General features: G+C 64.7%; 24 protein-coding genes. 16 read left to right on the top strand and 8 right to left on the bottom strand.

What is annotated here, in order from left to right; genetic code table 11:
• The first annotated feature begins 163 nt into the window (after positions 1–163).
• The 3 genes from KDB76_RS09085 (at position 164) to soxR (ending at position 2,012) form a co-directional block, all read left to right on the top strand.
• Positions 164–607: an acetyltransferase gene (locus KDB76_RS09085; protein WP_023661733.1), complete on the top strand. Its 444-nt coding sequence runs from the start codon at positions 164–166 to the stop codon at positions 605–607.
• 59 nt (positions 608–666) lie between these two features.
• Entirely contained in the window at positions 667–1,404 is a 738-nt protein-coding gene (locus KDB76_RS09080) for a GntR family transcriptional regulator (protein WP_038409159.1), read from the top strand.
• A 152-nt stretch (positions 1,405–1,556) separates the two neighbouring features.
• Positions 1,557–2,012: a redox-sensitive transcriptional activator SoxR gene (gene soxR, locus KDB76_RS09075; RefSeq protein ID WP_023661735.1), complete on the top strand. Its 456-nt coding sequence runs from the start codon at positions 1,557–1,559 to the stop codon at positions 2,010–2,012.
• A 191-nt stretch (positions 2,013–2,203) separates the two neighbouring features.
• Here the strand turns inward: soxR and KDB76_RS09070 are convergent, their stop codons facing one another.
• Genes KDB76_RS09070 through KDB76_RS09050 form a run of 5 tightly spaced genes read right to left on the bottom strand, consistent with a single transcriptional unit; the run spans position 2,204 to position 6,491 of the window.
• Entirely contained in the window at positions 2,204–2,500 is a 297-nt protein-coding gene (locus tag KDB76_RS09070; protein ID WP_013971657.1) for a DUF3144 domain-containing protein, read from the bottom strand.
• 45 nt (positions 2,501–2,545) lie between these two features.
• Positions 2,546–4,168, bottom strand: a complete 1,623-nt coding sequence (locus KDB76_RS09065; RefSeq protein ID WP_023661737.1) for an MFS transporter — start codon at positions 4,166–4,168, stop codon at positions 2,546–2,548.
• The gene (locus KDB76_RS09060) at positions 4,165–5,238 is read right to left on the bottom strand and encodes an HlyD family secretion protein (protein ID WP_024086552.1); all 1,074 of its coding nucleotides are present in this window, start codon (positions 5,236–5,238) and stop codon (positions 4,165–4,167) included. The genes KDB76_RS09065 and KDB76_RS09060 overlap by 4 nt, the downstream gene beginning before the upstream one ends.
• A 57-nt stretch (positions 5,239–5,295) precedes the next feature.
• Complete coding sequence (locus KDB76_RS09055; protein WP_013971654.1) at positions 5,296–5,709, bottom strand: cupin domain-containing protein; 414 nt, start codon at positions 5,707–5,709, stop codon at positions 5,296–5,298.
• Positions 5,710–5,747: 38 nt separating this feature from the next.
• Positions 5,748–6,491: an SDR family oxidoreductase gene (locus tag KDB76_RS09050; protein WP_024086551.1), complete on the bottom strand. Its 744-nt coding sequence runs from the start codon at positions 6,489–6,491 to the stop codon at positions 5,748–5,750.
• Between the two features lie 244 nt (positions 6,492–6,735).
• Here KDB76_RS09050 and KDB76_RS09045 point away from each other — a divergent pair, with 244 nt between their 5' ends.
• The 4 genes from KDB76_RS09045 (at position 6,736) to KDB76_RS09030 (ending at position 11,260) form a co-directional block, all read left to right on the top strand.
• A complete protein-coding gene (locus tag KDB76_RS09045; RefSeq protein ID WP_038409156.1) occupies positions 6,736–8,301 on the top strand; it encodes a winged helix-turn-helix domain-containing tetratricopeptide repeat protein in 1,566 nt (521 codons plus the stop codon).
• 162 nt (positions 8,302–8,463) lie between these two features.
• On the top strand, positions 8,464–9,324 hold the full coding sequence (locus KDB76_RS09040) for a CAP domain-containing protein (protein ID WP_013971651.1): 861 nt from the start codon (positions 8,464–8,466) through the stop codon (positions 9,322–9,324).
• Positions 9,325–9,545: 221 nt separating this feature from the next.
• Entirely contained in the window at positions 9,546–10,328 is a 783-nt protein-coding gene (locus KDB76_RS09035) for an aldolase (protein WP_015269467.1), read from the top strand.
• 44 nt (positions 10,329–10,372) lie between these two features.
• Positions 10,373–11,260, top strand: coding sequence for a dihydrodipicolinate synthase family protein (locus KDB76_RS09030; protein ID WP_024086549.1), 888 nt, complete (start codon positions 10,373–10,375; stop codon positions 11,258–11,260).
• A 37-nt stretch (positions 11,261–11,297) separates the two neighbouring features.
• On the opposite strand, the gene KDB76_RS09025 is transcribed toward KDB76_RS09030, so the two are convergent.
• Positions 11,298–12,809 carry a PLP-dependent aminotransferase family protein gene (locus KDB76_RS09025; protein WP_024086548.1) on the bottom strand — a complete coding sequence of 504 codons (1,512 nt, stop codon included), beginning with the start codon at positions 12,807–12,809 and terminating at the stop codon, positions 11,298–11,300.
• Positions 12,810–12,911: 102 nt separating this feature from the next.
• On the opposite strand from KDB76_RS09025, the gene KDB76_RS09020 reads away from it, so the two are divergent.
• A complete protein-coding gene (locus KDB76_RS09020) occupies positions 12,912–14,126 on the top strand; it encodes a benzoate/H(+) symporter BenE family transporter (RefSeq protein ID WP_038409154.1) in 1,215 nt (404 codons plus the stop codon).
• 59 nt (positions 14,127–14,185) lie between these two features.
• On the top strand, positions 14,186–15,382 hold the full coding sequence (locus tag KDB76_RS09015) for an MFS transporter (RefSeq protein ID WP_013971646.1): 1,197 nt from the start codon (positions 14,186–14,188) through the stop codon (positions 15,380–15,382).
• A gap of 88 nt (positions 15,383–15,470) precedes the next feature.
• Here KDB76_RS09015 and KDB76_RS09010 read toward each other — a convergent pair whose 3' ends face one another.
• Entirely contained in the window at positions 15,471–16,778 is a 1,308-nt protein-coding gene (locus KDB76_RS09010) for a DUF2235 domain-containing protein (protein ID WP_038409153.1), read from the bottom strand.
• A 231-nt stretch (positions 16,779–17,009) separates the two neighbouring features.
• On the opposite strand from KDB76_RS09010, the gene KDB76_RS09005 reads away from it, so the two are divergent.
• From KDB76_RS09005 to KDB76_RS08975, 7 genes are all read left to right on the top strand, one after another.
• Positions 17,010–17,969, top strand: a complete 960-nt coding sequence (locus tag KDB76_RS09005; RefSeq protein ID WP_013971644.1) for a MoxR family ATPase — start codon at positions 17,010–17,012, stop codon at positions 17,967–17,969.
• Positions 17,970–17,973: 4 nt separating this feature from the next.
• The gene (locus tag KDB76_RS09000) at positions 17,974–18,918 is read left to right on the top strand and encodes a DUF58 domain-containing protein (RefSeq protein WP_013971643.1); all 945 of its coding nucleotides are present in this window, start codon (positions 17,974–17,976) and stop codon (positions 18,916–18,918) included.
• Positions 18,919–18,931: 13 nt separating this feature from the next.
• Positions 18,932–19,426 (top strand): DUF4381 domain-containing protein, encoded by a 495-nt coding sequence (locus KDB76_RS08995; RefSeq protein ID WP_013971642.1) that lies wholly within the window; start codon positions 18,932–18,934, stop codon positions 19,424–19,426.
• Positions 19,419–20,495, top strand: coding sequence for a VWA domain-containing protein (locus KDB76_RS08990; protein ID WP_024086546.1), 1,077 nt, complete (start codon positions 19,419–19,421; stop codon positions 20,493–20,495). The genes KDB76_RS08995 and KDB76_RS08990 overlap by 8 nt, the downstream gene beginning before the upstream one ends.
• On the top strand, positions 20,492–22,210 hold the full coding sequence (locus KDB76_RS08985; RefSeq protein ID WP_024086545.1) for a tetratricopeptide repeat protein: 1,719 nt from the start codon (positions 20,492–20,494) through the stop codon (positions 22,208–22,210). Before KDB76_RS08990 ends, KDB76_RS08985 begins: the two co-directional genes overlap by 4 nt.
• Complete coding sequence (locus KDB76_RS08980) at positions 22,207–23,841, top strand: BatD family protein (RefSeq protein WP_024086544.1); 1,635 nt, start codon at positions 22,207–22,209, stop codon at positions 23,839–23,841. Before KDB76_RS08985 ends, KDB76_RS08980 begins: the two co-directional genes overlap by 4 nt.
• 431 nt (positions 23,842–24,272) lie before the next feature.
• The gene (locus KDB76_RS08975) at positions 24,273–24,539 is read left to right on the top strand and encodes a hypothetical protein (RefSeq protein WP_024086543.1); all 267 of its coding nucleotides are present in this window, start codon (positions 24,273–24,275) and stop codon (positions 24,537–24,539) included.
• 201 nt (positions 24,540–24,740) lie between these two features.
• On the opposite strand, the gene KDB76_RS08970 is transcribed toward KDB76_RS08975, so the two are convergent.
• Positions 24,741–25,172, bottom strand: coding sequence for a DUF2628 domain-containing protein (locus tag KDB76_RS08970; RefSeq protein WP_013971637.1), 432 nt, complete (start codon positions 25,170–25,172; stop codon positions 24,741–24,743).
• Positions 25,173–25,401 lie beyond the last annotated feature (229 nt).

Genomic DNA, 25,401 nt, shown 5'->3' with positions numbered 1-25,401 from the left:
CAGTGCCATGCTTGCAGGAGCGGGTCTACCCGCGAAAGGGCCGGCCCGGGCAACACATCAGCTGATGCCCTGCCCCACCGTCCATTGCCCCGCCCCACACAATCCGGGTACCCTTTTTCTTCCTCCCGGCCTCCCCGGCCATACACCGCCCAGGCATGACTCCATGATCATTCGCCAAAGTATCGCTGCAGACCACCCGCAACTGCTCGATATCTGGCTGCGCGCCGTGCGCGCCACGCACCACTTTCTGCAAGCATCCGACATCGACGCACTACTGCCGCAATTGCGCGACGTCTACTTCCAGGCCGTCGAGCTCTGGGTCGCGGTTGACACCGAAGACCGCCCGCTGGGCTTCATCGGCTTCAATGGCAACCACGTGGAAATGCTCTTCGTCGCCCCCGAGCGCCACGGCCAGGGCATAGGCCGCGCGCTGCTTGATTTCGGCCGCCAGAAGCGCAGCGCGATGAGCGTCGATGTCAACGAGCAGAACCCGCAGGCAGTGGGGTTCTACCGGCATTACGGCTTCATCCAGACCGGCCGCTCAGCGCTGGATGGCGAAGGCCGGCCGTTCCCCTTGCTGCATATGAGCCTGCCTGCCCAGGCTTGATTTTCGGGGCGACTTTGCGCCCCTGCTGCTGATACAAATTCGCGAGACAGACCAAAGGTATGAACCCAACGCGTTATACCACCGTGGCAAAGGACTTGATGGAAGGCATCGCCAGCGGCCGCTACCCGGTGGGCAGCCTGCTGCCGACCGAGTTCGAGCTGTGCGACCTGTACGATGTGAGCCGACACACGGTGCGCGCGGCGATCAACCAGTTGCTCAACCAAGGGCTGGTATCGCGGCGCAAGCGCGTGGGTACCCGGGTGGAGGCCAGTAGCCCGCGCGGTGGCTACTCGCAGTCACTGGCCAGCGTGGCGGACCTGGCGCAACTGGCGCAAAACCAGCAACGGGAAATTCAGGACGTGCGCCACTTCGTCGCCGACCTGAGCGAGGCGGCGCGGCTGGGGCTGGTACCGGGCGAGCACTACTTCTGCGTGTCGAGCATCCGTGTCGACCGCGTGCACAACGCGGCGCCGCTGTGCTGGACCGATGTGTACGCGCAGCGCGACCATGCCGAAGTCATCGAGTTGGCCCGCGAGCACCCCGACCAACTTATTGCGGGGCTGATCGAGCAGCACTTTGCCCGGGCGATCGCGGTGGTCGACCAGCAGGTGCGGGCAGTGTTGCTGACCGCGGAAATGGCCCGGCTGCTGAAGGCCGAGGCAGGCGCGCCGGGGCTGAAGATCATTCGCCATTACCGCGAGGAAAACGGCGACCTGATGGCGGTGTCCGAGACGGTGCACCCGGATGATCGCTTTACCCTGATTACCCAGATGCGCCGGGATCGGTCGCCTGGCTGATCAAACCAACCGCGATCCCTGTAGATCTCGAAGGCAATGCGCCCCGCCATCTCGGCTGCCACCTGTACTGGTTGCTTCGATCATCAGCAAAGCGGTTGCGGGGAAGATCGGGCAGGACTATAAGAGCTCGAGTTAACTTGAGGTCAACAGGCATGGCAGCGGACAACACACGGATGCTAACGGTAGGGGAAGTGGCCAAACGCAGCGGCGTGGCGGTTTCTGCGCTGCACTTCTACGAGACCAAGGGGCTGATCGCCAGCGTCCGTACGGCGGGTAACCAGCGCCGCTATCCTTCACTGGTGCTGCGTACGCTGGCCATCATCAAGGTGGCGCAGCGCACGGGTATTCCGCTTGAGGAGATCAAGCAGGCCTTCAGCCGCTATGCGCCCAACAGCAAGCTCACGGCAGCGCAGTGGGGCGAGATGTCGACCGCCTGGCGCGAGGACCTGAACGCCCGCATCCGCACGCTGGAGGCTTTGCGCGACAACCTGGACAACTGCATTGGTTGCGGCTGCCTGTCGCTGGAAGATTGCCCACTGCGCAACCCCGAGGATGTGCTGGGCAAGGAAGGTACCGGGCCGCGGATTCTGGAGAAGAAGGCCCGATAAGGCTGCGCTGGCGGGTAGAGGACTGAATTCACAAGCGGTCCGCGTACCCTGTGGGAGCGGGTTTACCCGCGAAGAATCCAACGCGGTGCATGGCACCGGCTGCGCCGGTGTTCGCGGCTAAAGCCGCTCCCACAGGGTCCCTGCTAATTCAATGAGCCTTGTGCAGTTCCATGAGATCGCGCCCCCATGGCTCAGTTGCCTTTGCCCAGCACATACCGGTCGAAATGCTCGATGTGCTCGTCCAGGTTGTCCTCAAGCATCATCCGGTACTGCTCGCAGAAATACTTCAACAGCTCCTCCCGCGCGGCAGCCAGTTCCGCACTGGTCTTGAAACTGCGGGCGCTCATCCAGGCATTGAAGCGCGAGGCGCCGAAGGTCAGTGAGGCGCTGACCTTGCCCAGGTCTTCGATTTTCTCGATCTGCTGGTTCGCCAGTTCGATATGCGCATCCGCGCGGTCATAAAAAGCCTGATCGGTAGCTTGTGTCATTGCGGTTTACCTTGCTGCTGCATTCAAATTAGGCACAGCGCCGTTTTACAGCGAAAGCTCACGATGTGAAACCGGCAATTCACCTTCATGAGATTGCCCGGCGTCCTGTTTCCCGGCCATGCGCGCCAACAGCATTTTGATGCACACTAGCAGCGGCGCTGCCACGGCAAACAGCAACGCCACAGCGATGAACGCCGTGTCGAAGGCGATCACCGCCCCTTGCCCCGTCACTGCCTGCGACAACAGGCTCATGGCCACTCGTCCAGCAGCCGGCGGGTCAATACCCTCAAGCCGCAACATCGACGTCACCGAATCAAGCCGTTCATTTACCGCCGTCGCGCCTGTGCTCACATGCGCACCAAGCGCCTGGGCATTGAGCACGCCATGCTGGTCGAGCAGCGTCTGCAACCCTGCTACCCCCAAAAGCCCACCCACCTGCCGCCCGGTATTGAAAAGGCCGATACCACTGGCCAGGCTGTGCCGGCCCAGCCTGCCAAAGGCAATCAGAGTCAGCGACAGAAACAGCAACCCCAGCCCGGCCCCGCGCAGCATGACCGCGGCCATCATGTCGTGCATGCCACTCTCGCGGGTCGAGCCCGAAAGCATCCACATCGCCGCCATGATTGCCAGGATGCCAAACGGCACAGTGGCAAAAGGCGCGATACCACGCACCTGGATCAGGTACGCCACCCCCAGCAGCACGGCGATGAACACCACGCCACTGGGTAGAAGCAACAGGCCGGCGTCGGTGGCGGTGAAACCCAGCATGGACAAGGCAAAAGCCGGTATCACAAAGGCGCTGCCGAACAATGCCGCGCCAGCAACGAAGCTGACAATGAAGGCGAAGGTGAAATCACTCGACCGGAACAGACTGAAGTCCAGCAACCCCTGCCCATTACCCGTCAGTTGCTGGCCAAGCAACAGCAACAACGCCGTGCCGCCGACCACGCCGGCCCAGCACATGTGTGCTGCCTCGAACCAATCCCAGCGGCTGCCCTGGGTCAGGAGGTAGGTCAGGCACAGCAACGCGGTGGCCGCCAGTACCCAGCCCGGCCAATCGAAGCGGCGCCGGCCTGGCAGGTCATAGGCAGGCAGCTCGACCAGCAGCAACAGGCCGGTCGCCGCCAAGGTCAGCGGCGCAACGCTGAGAAATATCCAGGTCCAATCCTGGCTATCGATCAACCACCCCTGCATCGACGGCGTGAGTGCCGCTGGCGCGACCACCGCGCCAATGGCGAACAAGCCTTGCAAGACCGGCTGCTGCCGCCGCGGGTAGGCAAGAAAGATCAGTGTCTGCCCCGCCACCAGCAATACACCGCCTGACAGGCCTTGGCAGGCGCGCAAGGCCACCAGCAGCTCGATGCTCACCAATTGCGCCGCACCGACACAGGCCAACCCCATGGCCAGGGTCGCTCCGATGATCACCGCGCGCGGTGGCAGCCTGCCCAGCAGCCAGGGCGCGAACAGGAACCCTGCCAATTTGCATGCAGTGTAAGCAACATCCAGCCAGGCGAATTCATCCGACGTGGCATGTGTATCGCCCATGATGTCGTTGCGCCCTATCGCCAGCACGCTGCTGGCGATGGCGTCGGTGAGCGCAGCCAGTACGATGCCAGCAACCAGCAGCCACCCTTTAAGCCACTTGATGCCCACTTTCCGGGTGCTCACGAGCCACCTCCGACCTCGATCCTCACTCGCGCCGACAGCCCCGGCACGATGCGCCCGGGCAACGGGTTGTGGGCCAGGCGAATCTTCACCGGCACCCGCTGCACTACACGCACGAAATTGCCCGTTGCGTTGTCCGGCGGCAACAGACTGAACGCCGCGCCGCTGCCAGGTGCGAAGCTGTCTACCACGCCTTCGAGGCTGTCCTGCGGGTAGCCATCCAGAGTGACCCGTGCCCGCTGCCCAGGCTGGATTTGCTCCAGCTGGGTTTCCTTGAAGTTGGCCACGATCCACACCCCGTCGACCGGGACCAGGTCGAGCAAGGCAGCACCCGGCGTAACGAATCGTCCGACCCGTACCTGGCGATTACCAATCACGCCGGCAACCGGCGCCCGCACCACGGTATGTTCAAGCTCGATCAGCGCCAGGTCGCGCGCGGCCCTGGCCTGGGCGATAGCCGCCACGGCTGCCTCACGCTGGGCATCCAGCACGGCGATACGTTGACGCTGAGCATCGAGTGTCGCCGCCGCAGCCTTCAGCGCGGCCTCGGCGCTGCTGCGGGCGGCGTCGGTCTGATCGACCAAGGCCTGGCTGATTGCACTGTACCGAATCAGCTTGCGGCTGCGCTCGTGGGTTTTGCTGGCCAGCTGCCGCTCGGCCTGGGCCGACTGGCGCTGCGCCTCGGCCTGGCGGACCTGCGCCTGCTGCAGGCGTGTCTGGGCGTCGACATCGCCAAGACGCGCCTCGGCAGCCTTCAGGTTGGCCTGCGCCTGGGCCAGGTGCGCACGGTAGTCGCGGTCATCGATACGGAACAACACGTCACCGGCCCTGACCTGCTGATTGTCCCCGACCTCCACCGCCGTCACGTAACCCGACACCTTGGCCGCCAGCGACGTTACATCTCCACGCACATAGGCGTTGTCGGTAAAGGCGACGTCAGCAGAGCGCAACGTCAGCCAACCCACAGCCAGCAACAGCATGGCTGCCACGCACAGCACGACGCCCACTATCTTCATCCGTGCAGGCTGCGGCATCACCGCCGCGTGGGCCTGCTCAGGTTCATGTGTGTTCATGATGCGTTGTCCTGTATTCGGCCCTGGTGGCATGGCACTGCCAACAGGGCCGAAGGCCTACTTCTCGCTCGGCGTGACCAGTACCGTCTCATTGCTGTCGAGCACGAACACGGCCATCAGCTTGGCCGGCTTGCTGTCGCTGGCGTTGGCACTGACGCCATGGAAAGCGCCCGGTGCCTCGTACCAGTTTTCGCCAGGTTTGTAGACCTTGGCTGGCTCGCCATTGACGCTGCTGCGCACTTCGCCTTCCAGCACCGTGGCATAGATGAATGCAGATTTCGGGTGCCGATGCGCGGGCGACGCGGCCCCGGGGGCGTAGTCGACGATCACTCCGCGCATGCTTTTGCCTGGCACGTTGGGCAGTGGTCTGTCGAAGACCACGGTGACTTTGCTGACTGGCCGCTCGGCGGCGACAACCGGGGTCATGGCCAGCACGGTGAACGCGGCGGCCAGGAGGGGGCGGCTGAACATGGTGATGCTCCTTCGGTTCGGGATAGGGGTTGAATCGTTCACTGGCGAGCCAGCCAGTCTTCGAAGCGGATCTTGCCAAGCCGCGCGCCGCTGCCGGGAGTCAGCGACTTGTCATCGAGCTCGGCACCGAAATAGCGGGCATGCACATCCGGCACCACCTTTCGTGTATCTCCACGCAGGCGCAGGAAGCGGCGCACCAGTTCATCCAGTGGCGCGGCCTCTGGCCCGGCAACCTCCAGCATGCCGAGCGCTGGTGGCGCCAACGCCACATCGATCAGCGCTGCTACCACATCATCCGAGGCCAAAGGCTGGAACAGCGCCGGCGACAGGCGAATCTCCTCTCCCACCGTCCCTGCCTGGGCAATGCCTTCGACGAACTCGAAGAACTGCGTGGCGCGCAGAATGGTGTACGGCAGCGCGGACTCCCTGATCAGCGCCTCCTGGGCGACCTTGGCCCGGAAGTAGCCATTTTCCGGCAACCGCTCGCTGCCCACGATAGACAACGCGACATGATGCTTGACCCCTGCAGCCTTCTCGGCTGCCAGCAGGTTGCGGGTGGACGTCTCGAAAAAATCGAGCACCGCCTGGTCCTCCCAGGACGGGGCATTCGCCACATCCACTACCACATCCGCACCGTTCATCGCCTCTGCCAAGCCCTCGCGGGTGATGCTGTTCACCCCCGTGCTCGGCGCTGCCGCGACGGCATCGTGGCCGCGCTCGCGCAGGCCGCCGACAAGCTTCGAACCAATGAGGCCAGTGCCTCCGATCACCACGATTTTCATTGGGGCTGTCTCCACGTTCACGACTGCAACCATTGCCGTCGTGGAGGTTCAAGCATGCGCCGCCGGCCTGTGCAGAGTCCTTGCGTACCGGCTGGATTTGCCTCCAGGCTTGCTTGAATTTCCGTCCAAACTGTTCAATTCACGCCCTGGCATGTGCAGCCAGCTTTGCGCTGCCGTATCATCGGCCCATACCACTGAACAGTCGCCTCGGACACGAAGCCTAGGGCGTGCGAGGGGATGCCACGTGCCATTCGAGTTTGACGACTATGTGCTCGACGAACAGCGCAGGGAGCTGACCCTGTGCGGGAGGGCCGTGGCCATCGGCCCGCAGGTGTTCGACCTGCTCTTGCAACTGGTCAGTCACCGCGACCAGGTGCTGGGGCGTGACGAGTTGTTGGCGCGCGTGTGGAACGGCAAGATCGTCTCGGAATCGACCATCACCAGCCATATCAATGCCGTGCGCAAAGCCATCGGCGATTCCGGTGAAGAGCAGCGCCTGGTACGCACGATCGCGCGCAAGGGCTACCGCTTCGTCGGCCTGATCCGCGAGCCTTCCAGCAGCGCGGCACAGGCCCCATCCGAACCTGTTCCCGTCGCCTGTGGGCCCGCCCTGCCCGATAAACCGTCGATCACCGTGCTGCCCTTCCAGAACCTCAGCGGTGACCCTGAGCAGGACTATTTCGCCGACGGGATGGTCGAGGACATCATCGCCGCCCTGTCCCGCATTCGCTGGCTGTTCGTCATCGCCCGCAACTCGAGCTTCACCTTCAAAGGCCAGCGCATCGATGTGCAGCAGGTTAGCCAGGCACTGGGCGTGCGCTATGTGCTCGAAGGCAGCGTGCGCAAGGCTGGCAAGCGGCTACGCATCACCGGCCAGCTGATCGACGCCACCAGCGGCGAGCATCTGTGGGCCGAGCGTTTCGAGGGGCGGCTCGACGACCTGTTCGAGTTGCAGGACCAGGTGACCGAAAGCGTGGTGGGCGCCATCGCCCCGCAGCTGGAACGGGCGGAGATCGAACGGGCCAAGCGCAAGCCCACCGACAACCTGTGCGCCTACGATTATTACCTGCGCGGCAAGGCCAAGCTGCATAACGGCACCCGCGACGCCATCGCCCAGGCTCTACCGCTGTACTACCAAGCCATCGAACTGGACCCTGAGTTCGCTTCGGCCTATGGCATGGCGGCGTGGTGCTACTTCTGGCGCAAGCTCAATGGCTGGATGGATGATCGCGCCCAGGAAATCACCGAGGGTGCCCGGCTTGCGCGCCTGGCAGTGGAACTGGGGCGTGACGATGCCGTGGCGTTAACCCGCGGCGGCCATGCCCTGGGGCACCTGACGGGTGACCTGGACGGCGCGATAGCGCTGCTTGACCGGGCACGCCTGCTCAACTCCAACCTGGCGCCGGCCTGGTACCTGGGCGGGATACTCAGGGCGTTACGCGGCGAGACACAGACCGCCATCGACAATCTCAAGCACGCCACACGGCTGAGCCCACTGGACCCGGAGATGTTTCGCATGCAGGTGGGCATGGCGTTGGCGCATTTCTTTGCCGGGCGGCTGGATGAGGCTGTGGAGTGGGCGGAAAAGTCGCTGGGGAATCTGCCCAGTCTGCTGGCGGCGGTGGCCCTGCTGGCGGCCAGCCATGCACTGAGCGGGCGGATGGACAGCGCGCACCGGGCGATGGAGCGCTTGCGAGCACAAGACCCAGGGTTAAGGGTGTCGACCTTGCGCCAGTGGCTGCCGATTTACCGCGATGAGGATCTGGCCCGATTTGCCGAAGGGTTGAGGTTGGCGGGGTTACCGGCTTGATCGGGGATGCATGAAACCCTGGCCTGGATTGCCTTCGTTGGAGTACCGAAACTCCAACTACAAATTTGTACCCGCCACCAGTGAACCTGGATTGAGGCGCACAGTCTTAGCCGAGCCCTAAATTCGGCCTTGCCGCCGCCATTCACCAGAGCCATTCACCCCATGCGCCACGCAGTCCGTCGCTCCCCCTTTGTCTCGCTCTGCCTCATTCCTTTTTTCCACCTGTTCGCCAACCCCGCCCATGCCAGCGGGGAAAGGCAACTGGTGGCAGCCATCAACGACTATCGCACCCAGCCACAGCGCTGCGAGCGGCGCATTATCCGGGGCTCGACGCCGCTGGTGCTGAAACCGAAACTGGCGTTGCCAGTCGGCTACGGCGGGGGTTTGCGGGAAGGATTGAAGGCTGCGGGTTATCAGGCCGTGAAGGTGCGGGCCATCCGCCTGGTCGGCGCGCAAGATGCCGAGGAGGCCTTCGATATGCTGCGCAGCGACTACTGCACGGCGCTGCTCGATAGCCAATATGCCGATATCGGTGTGAGTCGCTCACGCAACGAGTGGCGGGTGCTGCTGGCTCGGCCCCTGCTCGATGCCCAGCTCGGCGATGGGCGATCGGCAAGCAAAGCGTTGCTGGCACAGGTGAACGCTGCACGGGCGAAACCACGCCTGTGTGGTCGCAAGCGCTTTGCCGCTGCACGCCCGCTGGCCTGGAACACCGCCCTGGGAACGGCGGCGCAGCGCCACAGCCGGGCGATGGCCAACGACAATTTCTTCGCGCACCGCGACCTCGACGGTGATCTACCTGCGGATCGGGCATGGGATGCCGGCTACCGTGGGCGGCAGATCGGCGAGAACATTGCCGCAGGCCAAGGGTCACCGAGCAAGGCGATGGCAGGCTGGCTGGCCAGCCCCGGGCATTGCGCCAACCTGATGAACCCGATGTTTACCCAGGTGGGTGCGGCCTTTGCCGAGAACTCGCGTAGCGATAACGGCGTGTACTGGACGATGCTGTTCGGCGCGCCTTGAAGGGCACGTGCCAGCCCTGTGACCAAGGCTGGCCTGCCGATCGTTGCCTGCACCACCTCTGACAACCCCGCCATACCTCCCCCGCGCAGTCTCAGATGACTGGCGCTGGCGATGACACATCGCTTGCATATGACACTTTGTGTCATTAATATCGCACTTGTGTCCTGACGGTGTCCTCGCCGATCAGCAATCCATCGCCCTTCCCCATGCAGGTACAGCCCATGACGACCACCATGCAGACCCCCAAGGATCAGCTCGTCAAACTCGCCCAGCAGCAGATGCTGACGGCGCTGGCCGACAACACCTACACTCCTCGCCAGAAACTCGCCCTTACCTGCCGCATCCTGTTCGACGGCGGCCACGATTCGGGCCTGGCCGGGCAGATCACCGCCCGCGCCGAGCAGCCTGGCACCTACTACACGCAACAACTCGGCCTGGGCTTCGACGAGATCGCCGCTTCCAACCTGCTGGTGGTCGACGAAGACCTCACCGTGCTGCAAGGCCGCGGCATGGCCAACCCGGCCAACCGCTTCCATAGCTGGCTGTACCGCGCACGCCCCGACGTCAACTGCATCATCCACACCCACCCACTGCACAGCGCCGCCCTGTCGATGCTGGAAGTGCCACTGGCGATCTCGCACATGGACCTGTGCCCGCTGTTCGACGACTGCGCGTTCCTCAAGGAATGGCCCGGCGTACCGGTGGGCAACGAAGAAGGTGAAATCATTTCCAGGGCGATCGGCGACAAGCGCGCGATCCTGCTTTCCCACCACGGTTTGCTGATCGCCGGCCGCTCGATCGAGGAAGCCTGCGTCCTTGCCATGCTGTTCGAGCGCGCGGCAAAGATGCAGCTGCTGGCCATGGGCGCCGGTGAAATTCGCCCCATCCCGGATGCCCTGGGCAAGGAAGCCCACGACTGGATCTCCACCCCCAAACGTCATGGTGCCGCGTTCAGCTATTACGCGCGCCGTGCCTTGCGTGCCCATGGCGACTGCCTGGGCTGACTGAAGCTGTACTCTTTCCCCAACAACGGCAAAGGTGCCTGGTTATGTCTACACCTGTAATTCGCGGCGTTATCGGCTACACCATCACTCCCTTCACGGCAGACGGCGCGCTCGACCTGGATGCCCTGGGCCTGTCCATCGACCGCCTGATAGAAGACGGCGTGCACGCCATCGCACCGCTGGGCAGCACCGGCGAAGGCGCCTACCTGTCCGACAGCGAATGGGAAACGGTGGTGCGCTTCAGCCAGGCACGCATCGCCGGCCGCGTGCCCAGCGTGGTCAGCGTCTCCGACCTGACTACCGCACGCACCGTGCAGCGCGCCCGCCTGGCACAGGCCTGCGGCGCCACGGCGGTGATGGTGCTGCCCATCTCCTACTGGAAGCTCACCGAAGCCGAAGTGGTCGCCCACTACATGGCGGTGGGCGCAGCCATCGACATTCCGATCATGCTCTACAACAACCCGGGCACCAGCGGCACCGACCTGTCGGTGGAGCTGATCCTGCGCATCCTCGGCGAAGTGCCCAATGTGACCATGGTCAAGGAAAGCACCGGCGACATTCAGCGCATGCACCGCCTGTTCAAGGCCACCGATGGCCAGGTGGCCTTCTACAACGGTTGCAACCCGCTCACCCTGGAAGCCCTGGTGGCCGGTGCCACCGGCTGGTGCACCGCCGCGCCCAACCTGATCCCGGCACTGAACCTGGCGCTGTGGGACGCGGTGCAGCAAGGTAACCTGGCCGAAGCTCGCGCGTTGTTCTACCGCCAGTACGAACTGCTGGAGTACATCACCCGCCGTGGCCTGCCCACCACCATCAAGGCCGGTTTAAAACTGCTCGGCCAGGATGTCGGCGCTCCACGCCTGCCCCTGCAACCGCTGGATGCGCAAGGCAGCGACTACCTGAAGAGCATGCTGGTAGAACTGGCCGACTGACCGTGACAACTGCCCGGCGGCGTCTTGCTGCCGGGCTTCATCCTGGCAACGTTGCTCGCCCTTGGCCAGACTCGACCTGGCGCAACACCTTCGCCAATTTCGCCACGGCCATCGCCAGCTCGCCAGGGGTATGCGCCGCAAACCCCATCAGCAATCCCGCCTCCCCTTTCGTCGACGCATACAGGCCACTTAGCCCCAGCAGGTCTATACCAGCGGCCTGCGCCGCCTTCACGACCTGCTCTTCAGGCATCGGCCTGGTGAAAACACAAGGCATCTGCATGCCGCCTGCGGGCACACGCGCGACAAGAAAGTCCGACAGCTGTGCCTGCACCAATGCCGCCAGGGCATCGCGGCGCTCCGCATAGATCGCCCGCATCAAGCGCACATGGGCGCCGAAGTGCCCGCCTTCGATGAACCTGGCCAAGGTCAGTTGTGCCAGCGAAGCCGTATGCCCGTCCTGCAAGGTTCGCGCAGCGGTCATCGGCTCGACCAGTTGCGGCGGCAAGACCATGTAGGCAATGCGCAAGCCGGCGAACAGGGACTTGGTGAACGTGCCGATGTAAACCGTACGGTCGTGGGCATCCAGGCCTTGCACGCACGCGGTGGGTTTGCCGGCATAGTGAAACTCGCTGTCGTAATCGTCCTCGATGATCCAGGCGCGTTGTTGCCGGGCCCACTCGATCACCGCCAGACGCCGGTCCAGGGACAGGGTCACACCAGTAGGGAACTGATGCGAAGGGGTCAGGAAAACAGCCCTGGCATGGGGAGCCAGCCGTGTTATCTGCGCGACCTGCATGCCGTCCGTGTCCACGGCCACGGCGATGCAATGCAGGCCAGCAGCACCCAGCGCCTTCCTGACCCCATGGTAGGCCGGGTCTTCGATAACCACCTGATCGCCCGCGTCGGCCAATACGTGAGCACACAGGCTGAACGCCTGCTGTGAACTGGTAAGGATTAGCACGCGGTCAGCCGTGGCCTGTGCGCCACGTTCAAGATTGACGTAATCGGCAATAGCCCGCCGCAGTGGCTCGGTACCTTGCGCGCTACTGGGCTCCAATGCCTGGGAGCCATGTTCCTTGAACACCTGCCGTTGCAGCTTTTCCCAGGCCTGCAACGGGAAATTGCGGGTTTCCGCCACCCCCGGCGCAAACGGCCGAGAAACGAAGAAATTGTGCACTCCGCCCTCCTGGCACAGCGCCTGGCCACGACGGCTGATTGCCGGCGGTTCGTCCGGGGCTTTCACCTTGCGGGCCCGGGGCGGGGCCGGAAGGTGCTGCGCACGGGGTGATACGAAGCTGCCACTACCCACCCGGCGCTCGATGAAGCCTTCGGCGTGCAGCTGGCCATATGCAGCCTCGACCGTATCCCGTGACACAGCCAGCGAGGCCGCCAGCGCACGGGAGGCGGGCAACGCCTTGCCCACGGGCAACGCCCCTTCGAGAACAAGCTGGCGTATCGCACGCTGGATTCTTACGTGCAACGGCAGTGACGCGCGCTCTGGGTCGCCGATCCAGGCTTTCACCGACTCCAGTTGTGCATGCTTGAACATTGGTATGGCCATGTGTGGAAAAGTGGTGGGGCTATACCGGCCATTCTAGCGCTATAAAAACCAGCCTTTCCAACCCTATGCGCCAGAACGACCGAGGCCTCGATGAACACGCCCGCACACACTGTTCCAACCCCGCTACGGCTGACAGACATCCTTCACCCCGTGGTGGCGGGGATCGTTTCGGTAATAGTCAATTATGGCGGCACCTTCATCCTGGTGTTCCAGGCCGCCAAGCTGGCCGGGCTGAGCCCGGCGCTGACCTCCTCGTGGGTCTGGTCAGTGTCGATCGGCGTCGGGCTCAGTGGCCTGGTCCTGTCCTGGTACAGCCGCGAGCCGGTGATCACCGCCTGGTCCACGCCGGCCGCTGCGTTCCTGGTCACAGCGCTGGCCAGCGTGCCCTACAGCGACGCCATCGGTGCCTACCTGCTGTCGGCAGCCGGCTTCGTGATGCTGGGAGTGACCGGTTACTTCGAGCGCCTGGTACGGGCCATCCCGGGCGGAATTGCCGCCGGCCTGCTGGCGGGTATCCTGTTGCAATTCGGCATTGGTGCATTCGGCGGCCTGTCGGTCGACCCCGCCCTGGCCGGGCTGTTGATCGCGGCCTATGTAACATTCAAACGCTTTACCGCCCGCTATGCCGTAGTAGGCATTCTGCTGCTAGGCCTGGGCTACCTGCTACTGCAGGGCCAGGTGGACCTGACAGCGCTCAGGCTGGAATTCGCCACGCCGTTGTTCACCGCGCCCACCTTCTCCCTCAACTCCGCCCTGAGCGTGGCCCTGCCGTTGTTCCTGATCACCCTTACCGGTCAGTACATGCCAGGCATGCTGGTGCTGCGCAACGATGGCTTCAAGACCAGCGCCAATCCGATCGTGGCAGTCACTGGCCTGGGGTCGTTGCTGATGGCACCGTTCGGGTCGCACGCCTTCAACATCGCTGCCATCACCGCTGCCATCTGCACTGGCAAGGAAGCCCACGAAGACCCGGGCAAACGCTGGGTCGCGGGCATCGCTGCCGGCGTCTGCTACATCCTCGTAGGGGTATTCGGGGTCACCCTGGCCAGTGTGTTCATGGCCCTGCCGGCCACCTTCATCACCACGCTGGCCGGCCTTGCACTGCTGGGCACCATCGGCGCCAGCCTGGCCAACGCAATGGCAGATGCCCGTTCACGCGAAGCGGCACTGATCACATTCCTGGCCGCGGCAGCCAACATCAACCTGTTTGGCATTGGCGGGGCATTCTGGGGGCTGGTCATTGGCTTGCTGGCCTATGCCGTACTGAACGGCCGCCTACCCGGTTTCTGCCACTTCTCCCGGTAAGCGGGCTTTCCACCATCCTGCCGTGCGCCAGGTGCGCACGCCGTACAACAGGTATCGACATGCCCAAAGCTGGCCCCAAGCTTCTTACCCAAATTGCTGCCGTACACTTCGTCAGCCATGTGCACATCATGCTTATCCCGGCGCTGCTACCCGTGCTCCCCGACTTGCTGGGGGTAGGGTTCGTCGAACTCGGCGCAGCCCTGGCCGTGTTCAATATCGTCTCCGCCCTGGTGCAGGCACCGCTAGGCTATGCCGTCGACCACTACGGTGCGCGCAAGGTGCTCAAGGCGGGCTTGCTGCTGGGCAGCATCAGTTTCCTGCTGGTTGCTGTCAGCCCCAGCTACATCCTGCTTTTGGTGGCGATGGCCATGGCCGGCCTGGCCAATGGCGTGTACCACCCGGCCGACTACGCGCTGCTGGCCAACGGCATCGAACAAGGCCGCCTGGGGCGGGCGTTCTCGATCCATACCTTTGCCGGCTTCCTCGGCTCGGCGGTAACGCCAGCGATATTTCTCGGCATCGCTGCACTATTCGGCACGCAGGCTGCCCTGATGGCGGGCGCGGCTGCGGGGGTTGCCGCCTTGCTGTTGATATCGGTTCCAGGCAGTGGAATCCACCACGTTGCCAAGCCTGGCAAAGGCGGCTCTGGCCCCACTGCAGCAGGTCGCGCGCGACTGTTCACGCCCATGCTCGGGCTGTTGACGGTCCTGTTCATCTTGCTCAACCTGAGCACCAGTGCCATCGAGAAGTTCTCCGTGGCCGCCCTGGTCCAGGGCCAAGACCTGACCCTGGCCTGGGCCAACACGGCACTCACGGCCTTTCTGCTCAGCAGTGCTGCAGGTGTACTGTGCGGTGGGGCCTTGGCTGACCGGACCCGGCGTCACGGCCTGGTGGCGGCCTCGGCCTTTGCCCTGGCTGCCGCGTTGACAACGCTGGTGGCCCTCGGGCTGCTTCGGGGCTGGGGGTTGGTGGTGGTTCTCGGTGCCATTGGCTTGCTGACCGGGATCATCGCCCCGTCGAGGGACATGCTGGTGAAGGCGGCGGCACCGAGCGGCGCCGAGGGCAAAGCGTTCGGGCTGGTCTCGACCGGCTTCAGCATCGGCGGTGCCCTCGGGCCGGTGGCGTTTGGCTGGATGCTCGACCAACGCCTGCCTCATGGCATCTTCGTGGCATCGATCGTGTTCATGCTGCTGACGGTGCTGCTGACCTTGGCACAGGAAGCCTACCTGGCCAGGAAGCACCGACAGCCTGTCTAGCCCCAGGGCTGCTTTGCAGCCCTTTCGCAATGCAAGGCAGATCCCGCAGAACAGCACATGGCCATTGATTCATCTGCGCACTGGCTACTCAGGCGACCGGATTGGCATGCACCACCCGCCCACCTGCTCCCGGCCGATTGACGAACAACACATCCAGCACACTGCCGTGCAACCCCTTCAACGCATTCCAGTTCGCTGATGCATGCACGTACCTGTCTCGCAACAATCGCTGCTCATCCTCGGTCAACCCAGGCTGTTCGCATTCACCCAAGGCAAACGCATGCAACTTGCGGCTGATGCCCAGCAGTTCATCCGGCAGCCGGTACTCAACCTGCCCGCCCAGTTGCGCAAACGGCACACCAGCGCGCACCGCCAGCTCCCGCATGATGCTCAGGTACACCCGCGACAGCTGCCCCGCCACTTCCCGTTCGCGGTACACCGCCGCATACACCTGTTTCTGCGCCTCGCTAGGCAGGCCACCGGCAATCGGAACCTCCCAGGCCAGCACACGCGGCCTGGGCGCGCCCATTTCGCCAAACGACGACGCCAGCAACGCACTGACTGTGGCATGCACACGCGTGTGCTCGGCGCGCATTCTCAGCGGCACCCGCTGAGAATGCGGTTTGCACAGCAGCACCTGCTCCTGCGTGGTATCCGGGTAACCACCGCCAATGTTCGAGTGCACGCCTGGCAACACGATGTCATGGCCGCTGCGTACCAGCGGGAAGTTGTGCCGCTGCTCGTCCCCCGCCACCAGTTGCACCATTTGCCGGGCAATGCCCGCGACCAGACCCAGGCGCAAGCCACCATGGCGGTCGTCGGCAGGATCGAAGTCGCCCTGCAGCGGCGCGATAATCGCAGCAACCGTGTCGAACAGACCGATGAAGTTGATCACGATGCCACAGGGCACAGCCAACAGGCTGCTGCCGCCATCATGCAGCAGGTTGGCCAGATGACGCACAGCCGCAGCGCCGCGGCTGAAACCGAACAAGTCGAACTCGACCCGCTCGAGCCTTGCCTGTGGGTGCGCCTGGCGCCAGTCCCGCAGTTGCCCAGCTATCCCCGCCAAGGCCTCGGTGACCCGCGCCTCGGCCCCTCTACGCCCACACCCGGTGGCCGAGGCATAGGCATGATCCGCCTCCCCCGCCAGGGTGCCCACGCCCTCGACATAGCGCTTCAGAAACGCCATGGTCCCATCAGCATTGGCCCCCTTCGTCGGGTACAGTGCATGCAACAGGGCCACATTGCTCATGGCATTGGCATAACTGCCCCCTTTACCCACCGGTGCATCCACCGCCATCACATTGTTCAGGTTGTTACCGGTGCCATCGAAGAACACGCCAAAACGCAGAGTGACCGGCGTGATGCGTGCAGTGCTACAGCTGTTCAGGTCCATTGTCCTGCCTCCTGCTTGTACAAAAAGCACAAGCAGGCGCCAGCACACCGCCGCGGAACATCAGCCAATGGCCAGCCATATGCAGGACATTTCCGGACCTGCATGGCCCCCGGCAAGGATAAATTTCCCTACCGCCATTGGTCGCCACCCCCCCGGATGGATTAAAGTATCACCCCTTGCCAGGGCAGCTGCTTCCAGCCGCCTGCGGCCCCATACCAGGAACCGTCACCAATGGAACACCGTGAAGCGCTGATCGCGCTGCGCACCTTTCTTTCTTCCCAGATCCTAGGCCAGGAGAAACTGGTCGAGCGGCTGTTGATCGTGCTCCTGGCAGACGGCCACATGCTGGTCGAAGGCGCGCCGGGCCTGGCCAAGACCAAGGCCATCAAAGAGCTCGCCGAAGGCATCGAGGCGCAGTTCCATCGCATCCAGTTCACCCCCGACCTGCTCCCGGCCGACATCACCGGCACCGAGATATACCGCCCGGAAACCGGCAGCTTCGTGTTCCAGCAGGGGCCGATCTTCCACAACCTGGTGCTGGCCGACGAAATCAACCGCGCCCCGGCCAAGGTGCAGTCCGCACTGCTCGAAGCCATGGCCGAACGCCAGGTCAGCGTGGGCCGCAGCACCTACGACCTGTCGCCGCTGTTCCTGGTCATGGCCACACAGAACCCGATCGAGCAGGAAGGCACCTACCCGCTGCCCGAAGCCCAGCTCGACCGCTTCCTGATGCACGTGAAAATCGGCTTCCCCGACGCTGCGGTAGAGCGGCGCATCCTGTTGCAGGCCCGTGGTGAAGCCCTGGGCGGCGAGACCAAGCCCGAGCGCCGGGTCAGCCAGCAGGCGATCTTCGCCGCCCGCAAGGAAATCCTTGGCCTGTACATGGCCGACGCGGTGGAGGAATACCTGGTGCAACTGGTGATGGCCACCCGCACTCCGGCCAAGTTCGATGCCGAACTGGCCGACTGGATCGCCTACGGCGCCAGCCCGCGTGGTTCCATTTCGCTGGACCGCTGCGCGCGCGCGCACGCCTGGCTGGCCGGGCGCGACTTCGTCAGCCCCGAAGACATCCAGGCGGTGCTGTTCGACGTGCTGCGCCACCGCATCATCCTCTCGTTCGAGGCCGAGGCGGCAGGGATCGACCAGGACCGCGTGGTCCAGCGCATCCTCGACGTCGTCGCCGTTGCCTGAGCCCATGCCCACTGCATCGCTGGCCGAACCCGGCATCCGCATCGGCCTTGCCGAGCTGATCGACATGCGCCACCGCGTGCGCGAAATCCAGCTGTTTTCCCGGCCCGGCCAGCGCAGCCCGCTGGTGGGCCTGCACCACTCCAAGCTGCGCGGGCGCGGCGTGGACTTCGACCAGGTGCGCGTCTACCAGGCTGGCGACGATGTGCGCAACATCGACTGGCGGGTTACCGCGCGTACCCAGGAGCCGCATACCAAGCTGTTCCACGAAGAGCGCGAACGGCCAATCTTCATTCTTGTCGAGCAGAGCCAACGGCTGTTCTTCGGCTCGGGGCTGATGTTCAAGTCGGTGCTGGCCGCCCAGGCTGCAGCGCTGTTCGGCTGGGCCGCGCTGGGCCATAACGACCGCATTGGCGGGTTGGTGTTCGGCGACAACGAGCACCACGAAATCAAGCCCCGGCGCAGCAAACAGAGCCTGCTGCAACTGCTCAACCGCCTGGCCAAGGTCAACCAGGCGCTGCACACCGAGGCCACGCCCGGTGCCGACAGCCTCGGCCTGGCCCTGCGCCGCGCCCGCGAAGTGCTGCGCCCCGGCAGCCTGGCCATCGTGATCTGCGATGAGCGCTCGCTCACTGCCCAGGTGGAGCAGCACCTGGCCATGCTCTCGCGCCATTGCGACCTGCTGTTGATGCCGGTGTCCGACCCGCTCGATCATGCCCTGCCCGCCGCTGGCCTGCTGCGCTTCGCCCAGCGCAGCGCGCAGCTGGAGCTCGACACCCTGGACGCCAACCTGCGCCAGGCCTACCGCCAGCAGGCCGAAGCGCGCATCGAGCGCTGGGAGCTGATGGCGCAAAAGCTGCGCGTGCTGCTGATGCCACTGAGCACCCAAAGCGACATGATCGAGCAGCTGCGCGAGTACCTGAACGCCCAGCGGCCACGGAGCGCGTCATGAAGAGCAGCGGCCAATGAACCCGCTTGATCAACTGCAGCCGCTGATCGCCCCCGCGCCGATCGGTCTTTGGCCACCGGCACCCGGCTGGTGGCTGCTGCTGGCCATGCTGCCGCTGCTGGCCTGGGGCCTGTGGCGGGTGCGCCACTGGCGCCCGGGCAAACGTCGTATCGTGCGTGCCGAACAACCCTTGGACCCGGTACGCGTGGAAGCACTGGCCGAACTGGCCCGCCTGCCGCGCCCCTACGATGGCGCGCCGGCCGGGGCGTGGCTGCAACAGATCAACGCCCTGCTCAAGCGCTTGTGCCGCAGCCACTACCCAGGCGCCAACAGCCATACCCTCAACGGCCGCCAGTGGCTGGCGTTTCTCGACAACCGCTGCCCGGCCGCCGGCCTGACCCGCTGGATGGTACTGGTCGAAGGCGCCTACAAACCCGAGTGCAAGCTCGACGACAAGGCCATCGCCGGGCTCAGCCAAGCCGTCGAAACCTGGATTCGCAAGCATGTTTGAACTGGCCTGGCCGTGGGTCTTCGCCCTGTTGCCGCTGCCGTGGCTGGCGCGCCTGGTGCTGCCAGCAGCCGACAGCGGCGAACCGGTGCTCAAGGTGGGCTTCCTCGACGAACTGGAAGGCCTGGCCGGGCGCCGCGCGCGGCTCAACCTGCCAACCTGGCGCCAGCAGGCGCCCTTTGTCGTCATCTGGCTGTTGCTGCTGTGCGCCGCCGCCCGCCCGCAATGGCTGGGCGAGCCGGTGCCAGTGGCCGCCAGCGGCCGCGACCTGCTGGTGGCAGTGGATGTGTCCGGGTCTATGGACTTCCCCGACATGCAGTGGCAGAACGAAGAGATCAGCCGCCTCGACCTGGTCAAGGCGCTGCTCGGCGACTTCCTGCAGGACCGCGAAGGCGACCGCGTGGGCCTGATCCTGTTCGGCAGCCAGGCCTACCTGCAGGCCCCGCTCACCTTCGACCGGCGCACGGTGCGTACCTTCCTCGACGAGGCGCAGATCGGTATCGCCGGCAAGAACACCGCCATCGGAGACGCCATTGGCCTGGCGGTCAAGCGCCTGCGTCAACGCCCGGCACAAAGCCGGGTGCTGGTGCTGATCACCGACGGCGCCAACAACGGCGGGCAGATCCACCCGCTGACCGCCGCCCGCCTGGCCGCCCAGGAAGGCGTGCGCATCTACACCATCGGCATCGGCGCCAACCCCGAAGCCAGCGGCACCCCTGGTCTGCTCGGCCTGAACCCGAGCCTGGACCTGGACGAAGCCTCGCTCAAGGAAATTGCCGACATCACCCACGGTGCCTACTTCCGCGCCCATGACGGCGCCGAACTGGACGCCATCGGCGACACCCTCGATCAGCTCGAACCGGTGGCCCAGCAACCGACCCAGGCGCGCACGGCCAAGGCCCTGTATGCCTGGCCCCTGGCCCTGGCCTTGCTGCTGAGCGTGCTGCTGGTGCTGGCCGTGCAATGGCCGGACAACCTGCTGCACCGCCTGCTGCGCAAGCCGCGCTTCCTGCAACCGCACCCGGAATGGCGCCAGCGTCTGAAGCGCCTGCGCCTGAGGAGGCGGCGATGATCGAACTGTGGCCCGAATGGCTGCGCCCGCTCTGGCTGCTGGCCGTACCCCTGCTCGCCTGGCTGCTGTACAAACTGTGGCACCGGCGCAAGCGCGCCGGGCGCTGGCAGATGATTCTGCCGCCGGCGTTCCATGGCGTCCTGCTCGGCGGTGGCAGCGGCAGCACCAGCAAGCTGCCATGGGTAGCACTGGGCCTGGCCTGGGTGCTGGTGATCCTGGCGCTGCTCGGGCCCAGTTGGCAGCGCGTGGAAGAAAGCCGCCAGCGCCCGGCCGACCCACTGGTGATCCTGCTCGAACTGACCCCGCAGATGCTCGCCGAGGACAGCCCGCCCAACCGCCTGGAGCAGGCGCGGCGCAAAATCCTCGACCTGCTGGAGCACCGCCGCGACAGCCAGACCGCGCTGGTGGTCTACGCTGGCTCCGCACACACCCTGGTGCCGCTGTCCGATGACTTGGCCACCAGCCGCAACCTGCTCGAGGCGGTCGACCCATCGATCATGCCCAAGCCCGGCCAGCGCGCCGACCTGGCCGTGCAAAAAGGCCTTGCCCTGCTTGCCCAGAGCGGCCTGGGCCAGGGCCGCCTGCTGCTGATCGGCTCGTCGCTCAGCGCCCCGGAGCGCGAAGGCATCGCCCAGGCCCTCGGCCGCCAGGGCCCGAGCCTGCTGATGCTGGGCATCGGCAGCCGCGAAGGCGCACCGGTGCGCCAGGCCAATGGCGAATACCTCAAGGACGACCAGGGCGGCATCCTGTTGCCACGCCTGGACAGCGCCAGCCTCAAGGGCTTCATCAACGGCACCGGCGGGCGCTACCGGCATGCTCGCATCGACGACCTCGACCTGCGAGGCCTGGGCCTGTTCGACAGCCCGCGCACCGGGCGCAATGATGGCCAGACCCTGCAACTGGACAGCTGGGCCGACCAGGGGTACTGGCTGCTGCTGCCGCTGTTGCTGCTGGCCGCCTGTGCCGGCCGACGCGGCTGGCTGTTCTGCCTGCCGCTGCTGCTGGCCCTGCCCCAGCCCAGCCAGGCCTTCGAGTTCAACGACCTGTGGCTGCGCCCCGACCAGCAAGGCCAGCGCCTGCTGGAGCAGAATCGCCCGGCCAGTGCCGCGCGCCATTTCCAGGACCCGCAATGGCGCGGCATGGCCCTGTACCAGGCCGGCGACTATGCCGGCGCTGCCGAAGCCTTTTCCCAAGGCGACACCGCCGCCGCACACTACAATCGAGGCAATGCCCTGGCCCGCGGCGGTGAGCTGGAAGCTGCGCTGGACGCCTACGAACAAGCCCTTGAACGCCAGCCCGACCTGCAAGCGGCGCTGGACAACCAGGCACTGGTGCAGCAACTGCTGCAACAGCGCGAGGCCACTGCCGAGGAACAACCGGCCAGCAGCGATACCCAAGGCACGCCCGGCAGCGAAACCGAAGGCAACAGCAGCTCGGCCAGCAGCCCGGCCCAAGGCACGCCCGGCAACGACGAACAGGCCAGCGCCGAACAGCCCGGCGAAGGCAGTAGCAACAGCCAGGTAACGCCCGGCAACCAAGCGGGCGCGGACGACAGCGTCACCCAGCCGCCGCAGCGCCCGGTATCGACCAGCCTTGATACCGAACAGCGCCAGGCCCTGGAACAATGGCTGCGGGAGATCCCCGACAACCCGGCGGAGCTGCTGCGGCGCAAATTCTGGTATGAACAGCAATTGCATCAGGAAACCTCACGATGAGTCGCTTCGGCGTCTTTCTCCTCTGTCTGCTGTGGGCCGTGCTGGCCCAGGCCGAACCGTTGCTGCGTGCCAGCGTCGACCGTACCCGCCTGGAAGCCGGCGAAAGCCTGGAGCTGACCCTGGAAAGCCAGGACGTCACCCAGTTCGGCAAGCCCGACCTGCGCGCGCTGGAGGGTGACTTCGAAGTGCGCGGCACGCGCCAGCTGAACAGCCTGCACAGCCTCGATGGCGAAACCCGCGCCAGTACCCGCTGGATCATCACCCTGCTGCCGCGGCGCAGCGGCAGCCTGCGCATCCCCGAACTGCAACTAGGCCAGTCGCACAGCCAGGCCATCGAACTGCAAGTGCTGCAGGCCGATGCCAGCCGCCAGGACAGTGCCTCGCAGGTGTTCATCGAAGCCACGCTCGACAGCAGCGAGGTCTACGTCCAGGCCCAGGCCGTGCTCACCCTGCGCATCTACCATTCAGTGGCACTGTACGACGACAGCAGCCTCAGCCCGCTGCAACTGGAAAACGCCAAGGTCGAACCGCTGGGTGAATCGCGCACCTATGAAAAGGAAATCAACGGCGTCCGCCACGGCGTGATCGAAACCCGCTATGCCGTGTATGCCCAACAAAGCGGCACCCTCGACATCCCACCGTTGACTTTCACCGCCACCGCCGCCGCTAGCCAGGACGAGGCCCCGCAAGCCAACGGCACGACCCGGGCCGGCCACCAGGTGCAGGTCAGTTCGTTGCCATTGCGCCTGGCCGTACGGCCGATTCCGGCGGCCTGGCCTGCTGGCGCGCCCTGGCTACCGGCCCGCAGCCTGACACTTGAAGAGCACTGGAACCCCGACCCTGGCAACCAGCAGGTGCAGATTGGCGACTCGCTGACCCGTAACATCACCCTGCGTGCCGAAGGCTTGTCCAGCACCCAGCTGCCACCGCTGCCAGCCACCGAAATCACCGGCCTGCGCCGGTACCCCGACCAGCCGTTGCTGCGCAACGAAATCAGCGAACGAGGGATGATTGCCAACCGCGAAGAGCGCGAAGCCTTGGTGCCAACCCACAGCGGCGCGCTGGCCCTGCCGGCGCTGGAAGTGGCCTGGTGGAATACCCGAGAAGACCACCTGGAGCACAGCAGCCTGCCGGCGCGCACGCTGAATGTGCAGGACAACCCGGCGCTGAGCGCCGACACCCCGGTTGGCGACAACAGCAGTGCCAGCAGCTTGCTGTGGCCCTGGCAGCTGGCCACCCTGGTGTTCGCCCTCACCACCGTGCTGGGCTTTGCCCTGTGGTGGCGCGCCCGCTCGCAGCCAGCGGTGCTGCGTGCCGCGCAGGCCGGGCCGAGCCCGCGTACCTTGCTGGATGATCTCAAGCGCGCGTGCCAGGCCAACGACCCACAGGCAACCCGCCAGGCGCTGGACGCCTGGGCCCGCCAGCAGCCGGAGACCCTGGCCGAGATGGCGGCGCGGTTCGTGCCGTTGTCGGATGCACTGGATGGGTTGAACGGGGCGCTGTATAGCGAGAGCGGGCAGTATTGGCAGGGTGAAGATTTGTGGCGGGCGATCGGTACGATCCCGCCGGCTGAGCAGGTATTGCTACCGACCGGCGAGAACGGCAGCCTGCCGCCGCTCTATCCCAAGTGATGTGCTGCCTGTGCAGGCCTCTTCGCGGGCATGCCCGCTCCCACAAACCTTGCGCAGTACCTGTGGGAGCGGGTTCACCCGCGAACACCGGCGTAGCCGGTGCCACCCGCCGCCGTACGACATTTCTGAACCTGCACCCTAATGCTTCAGAATCAACCCACTTAGGAATTATCCTACGCGCGCTGCCGAACTATCGCTGTTGTCGGGGAAACACCTCACGGATAACGTTTCCGGGTCGCTTCGGTGACCGGGTGTGAGAACCCGACAGAGATTTTACGCAGCACCTCTATGGTGGCCGTACGTGGGCGGGCCTTGGCCTGGCCGAGTCTTTGCGTATTTCTCCTCGGTTTCTCACCCCGCGTACGGCTGCCACCCTCAATCCGTGAGAAAGATTCAGGTGGCAGTTCCCTTCTCCTTCAGAGGAATACGCCATGAAGAAACTCGTCCCCGATCCACCCGTAAAACTAACGGCCCGCCCCTTCTACACCATCAACCAGGACACCCCCTCGGTTGACGCCCTGATCCACACCCTCCAGCTGATGGCCGGCATCGAAGACTCGCTGGACGAATACATCTGCGCCAATGCCGGCGAGCCCGGCATCAACATGCTGGTCAACGCGGTGCATCACGTACAGATGACCAAGGCCCTGGCCGAGTTGCTGTTGCACCGGCAAACCGGGGATATCACCTGGCACTGACTACACAGCCCCAAGACATGCGCGGCCCCTGTAGGAGCGGCCTTGTGTCGCGATAGGGGTGCGAAGCGCCCCCAGGATCTGCGCATCACCGCAAAATCGCCGGGGCCGCCTTGCGGCCCTTTCGCGACACAAGGCCGCTCCTACAGAGACCGTGATCGGGGCTTCATCAACCTGCGAGCACCGGTTGACCTGGCTGACAGCTCAGATGAACCGCTGCCCCTCGAACGGGTTCCAGCTCTGCTGTCCTTTGGTCTGCTTCAGGTAGTAGGCACGGTTGGTCAGGAAGCTGTACAGAAACGCAAACGCCATGCTGATGCCGTTATCCAACGGGCGCGGGATTTCGCTACCCGTCGCGATCTCGTAGTAGCTCAGGAGAACGCCGATGGCGATCATGATGGCCAGCATGACCAGGTTCTTCTTCCACAGTCCCAGCACGAACCAGTAGATCGGGCCGAAGAAAAAGGCGATGAAGTTGTTGTTGATCAGCAGCTTCTTACCAAATGGCAAGGCGCGGAAAGCGGCTTTGTAGGGCTCGGAGGTGGGTGCGCCGTACTGATCGAAGAAAGCGAAACGCTCCCGCCATTTTGGCTTGAGGTTATCTGGGGTGGATTGGGTTTGTGGGATGCCTTCCATTGGTGACTCCTGTGATTATCGTCCGTGTGTGTCGAATAGCCATGATCATGGCCGGTTTGGAGGGTAAAACAGCATGCTTTTGAGGGCAAGCTTAATACCTCCCGCAAAGCGAGAGCCAAGTCACGAAACACTCAAGGCTTCCAGATCGGCGCGATCAGAAATTCGTTGTTCACCAATTGATGTCGGTCAGGCGACCCAGCGGGTTGTCGTAGTGCAGGTGAACGCGGGT

The organism is Pseudomonas sp. JS425 (assembly GCF_018223845.1).
In the GTDB taxonomy this organism is placed as follows: Bacteria; Pseudomonadota; Gammaproteobacteria; order Pseudomonadales; family Pseudomonadaceae; genus Aquipseudomonas; species Aquipseudomonas asiatica.
This window is presented reverse-complemented; position numbering and strand designations above follow the sequence as displayed.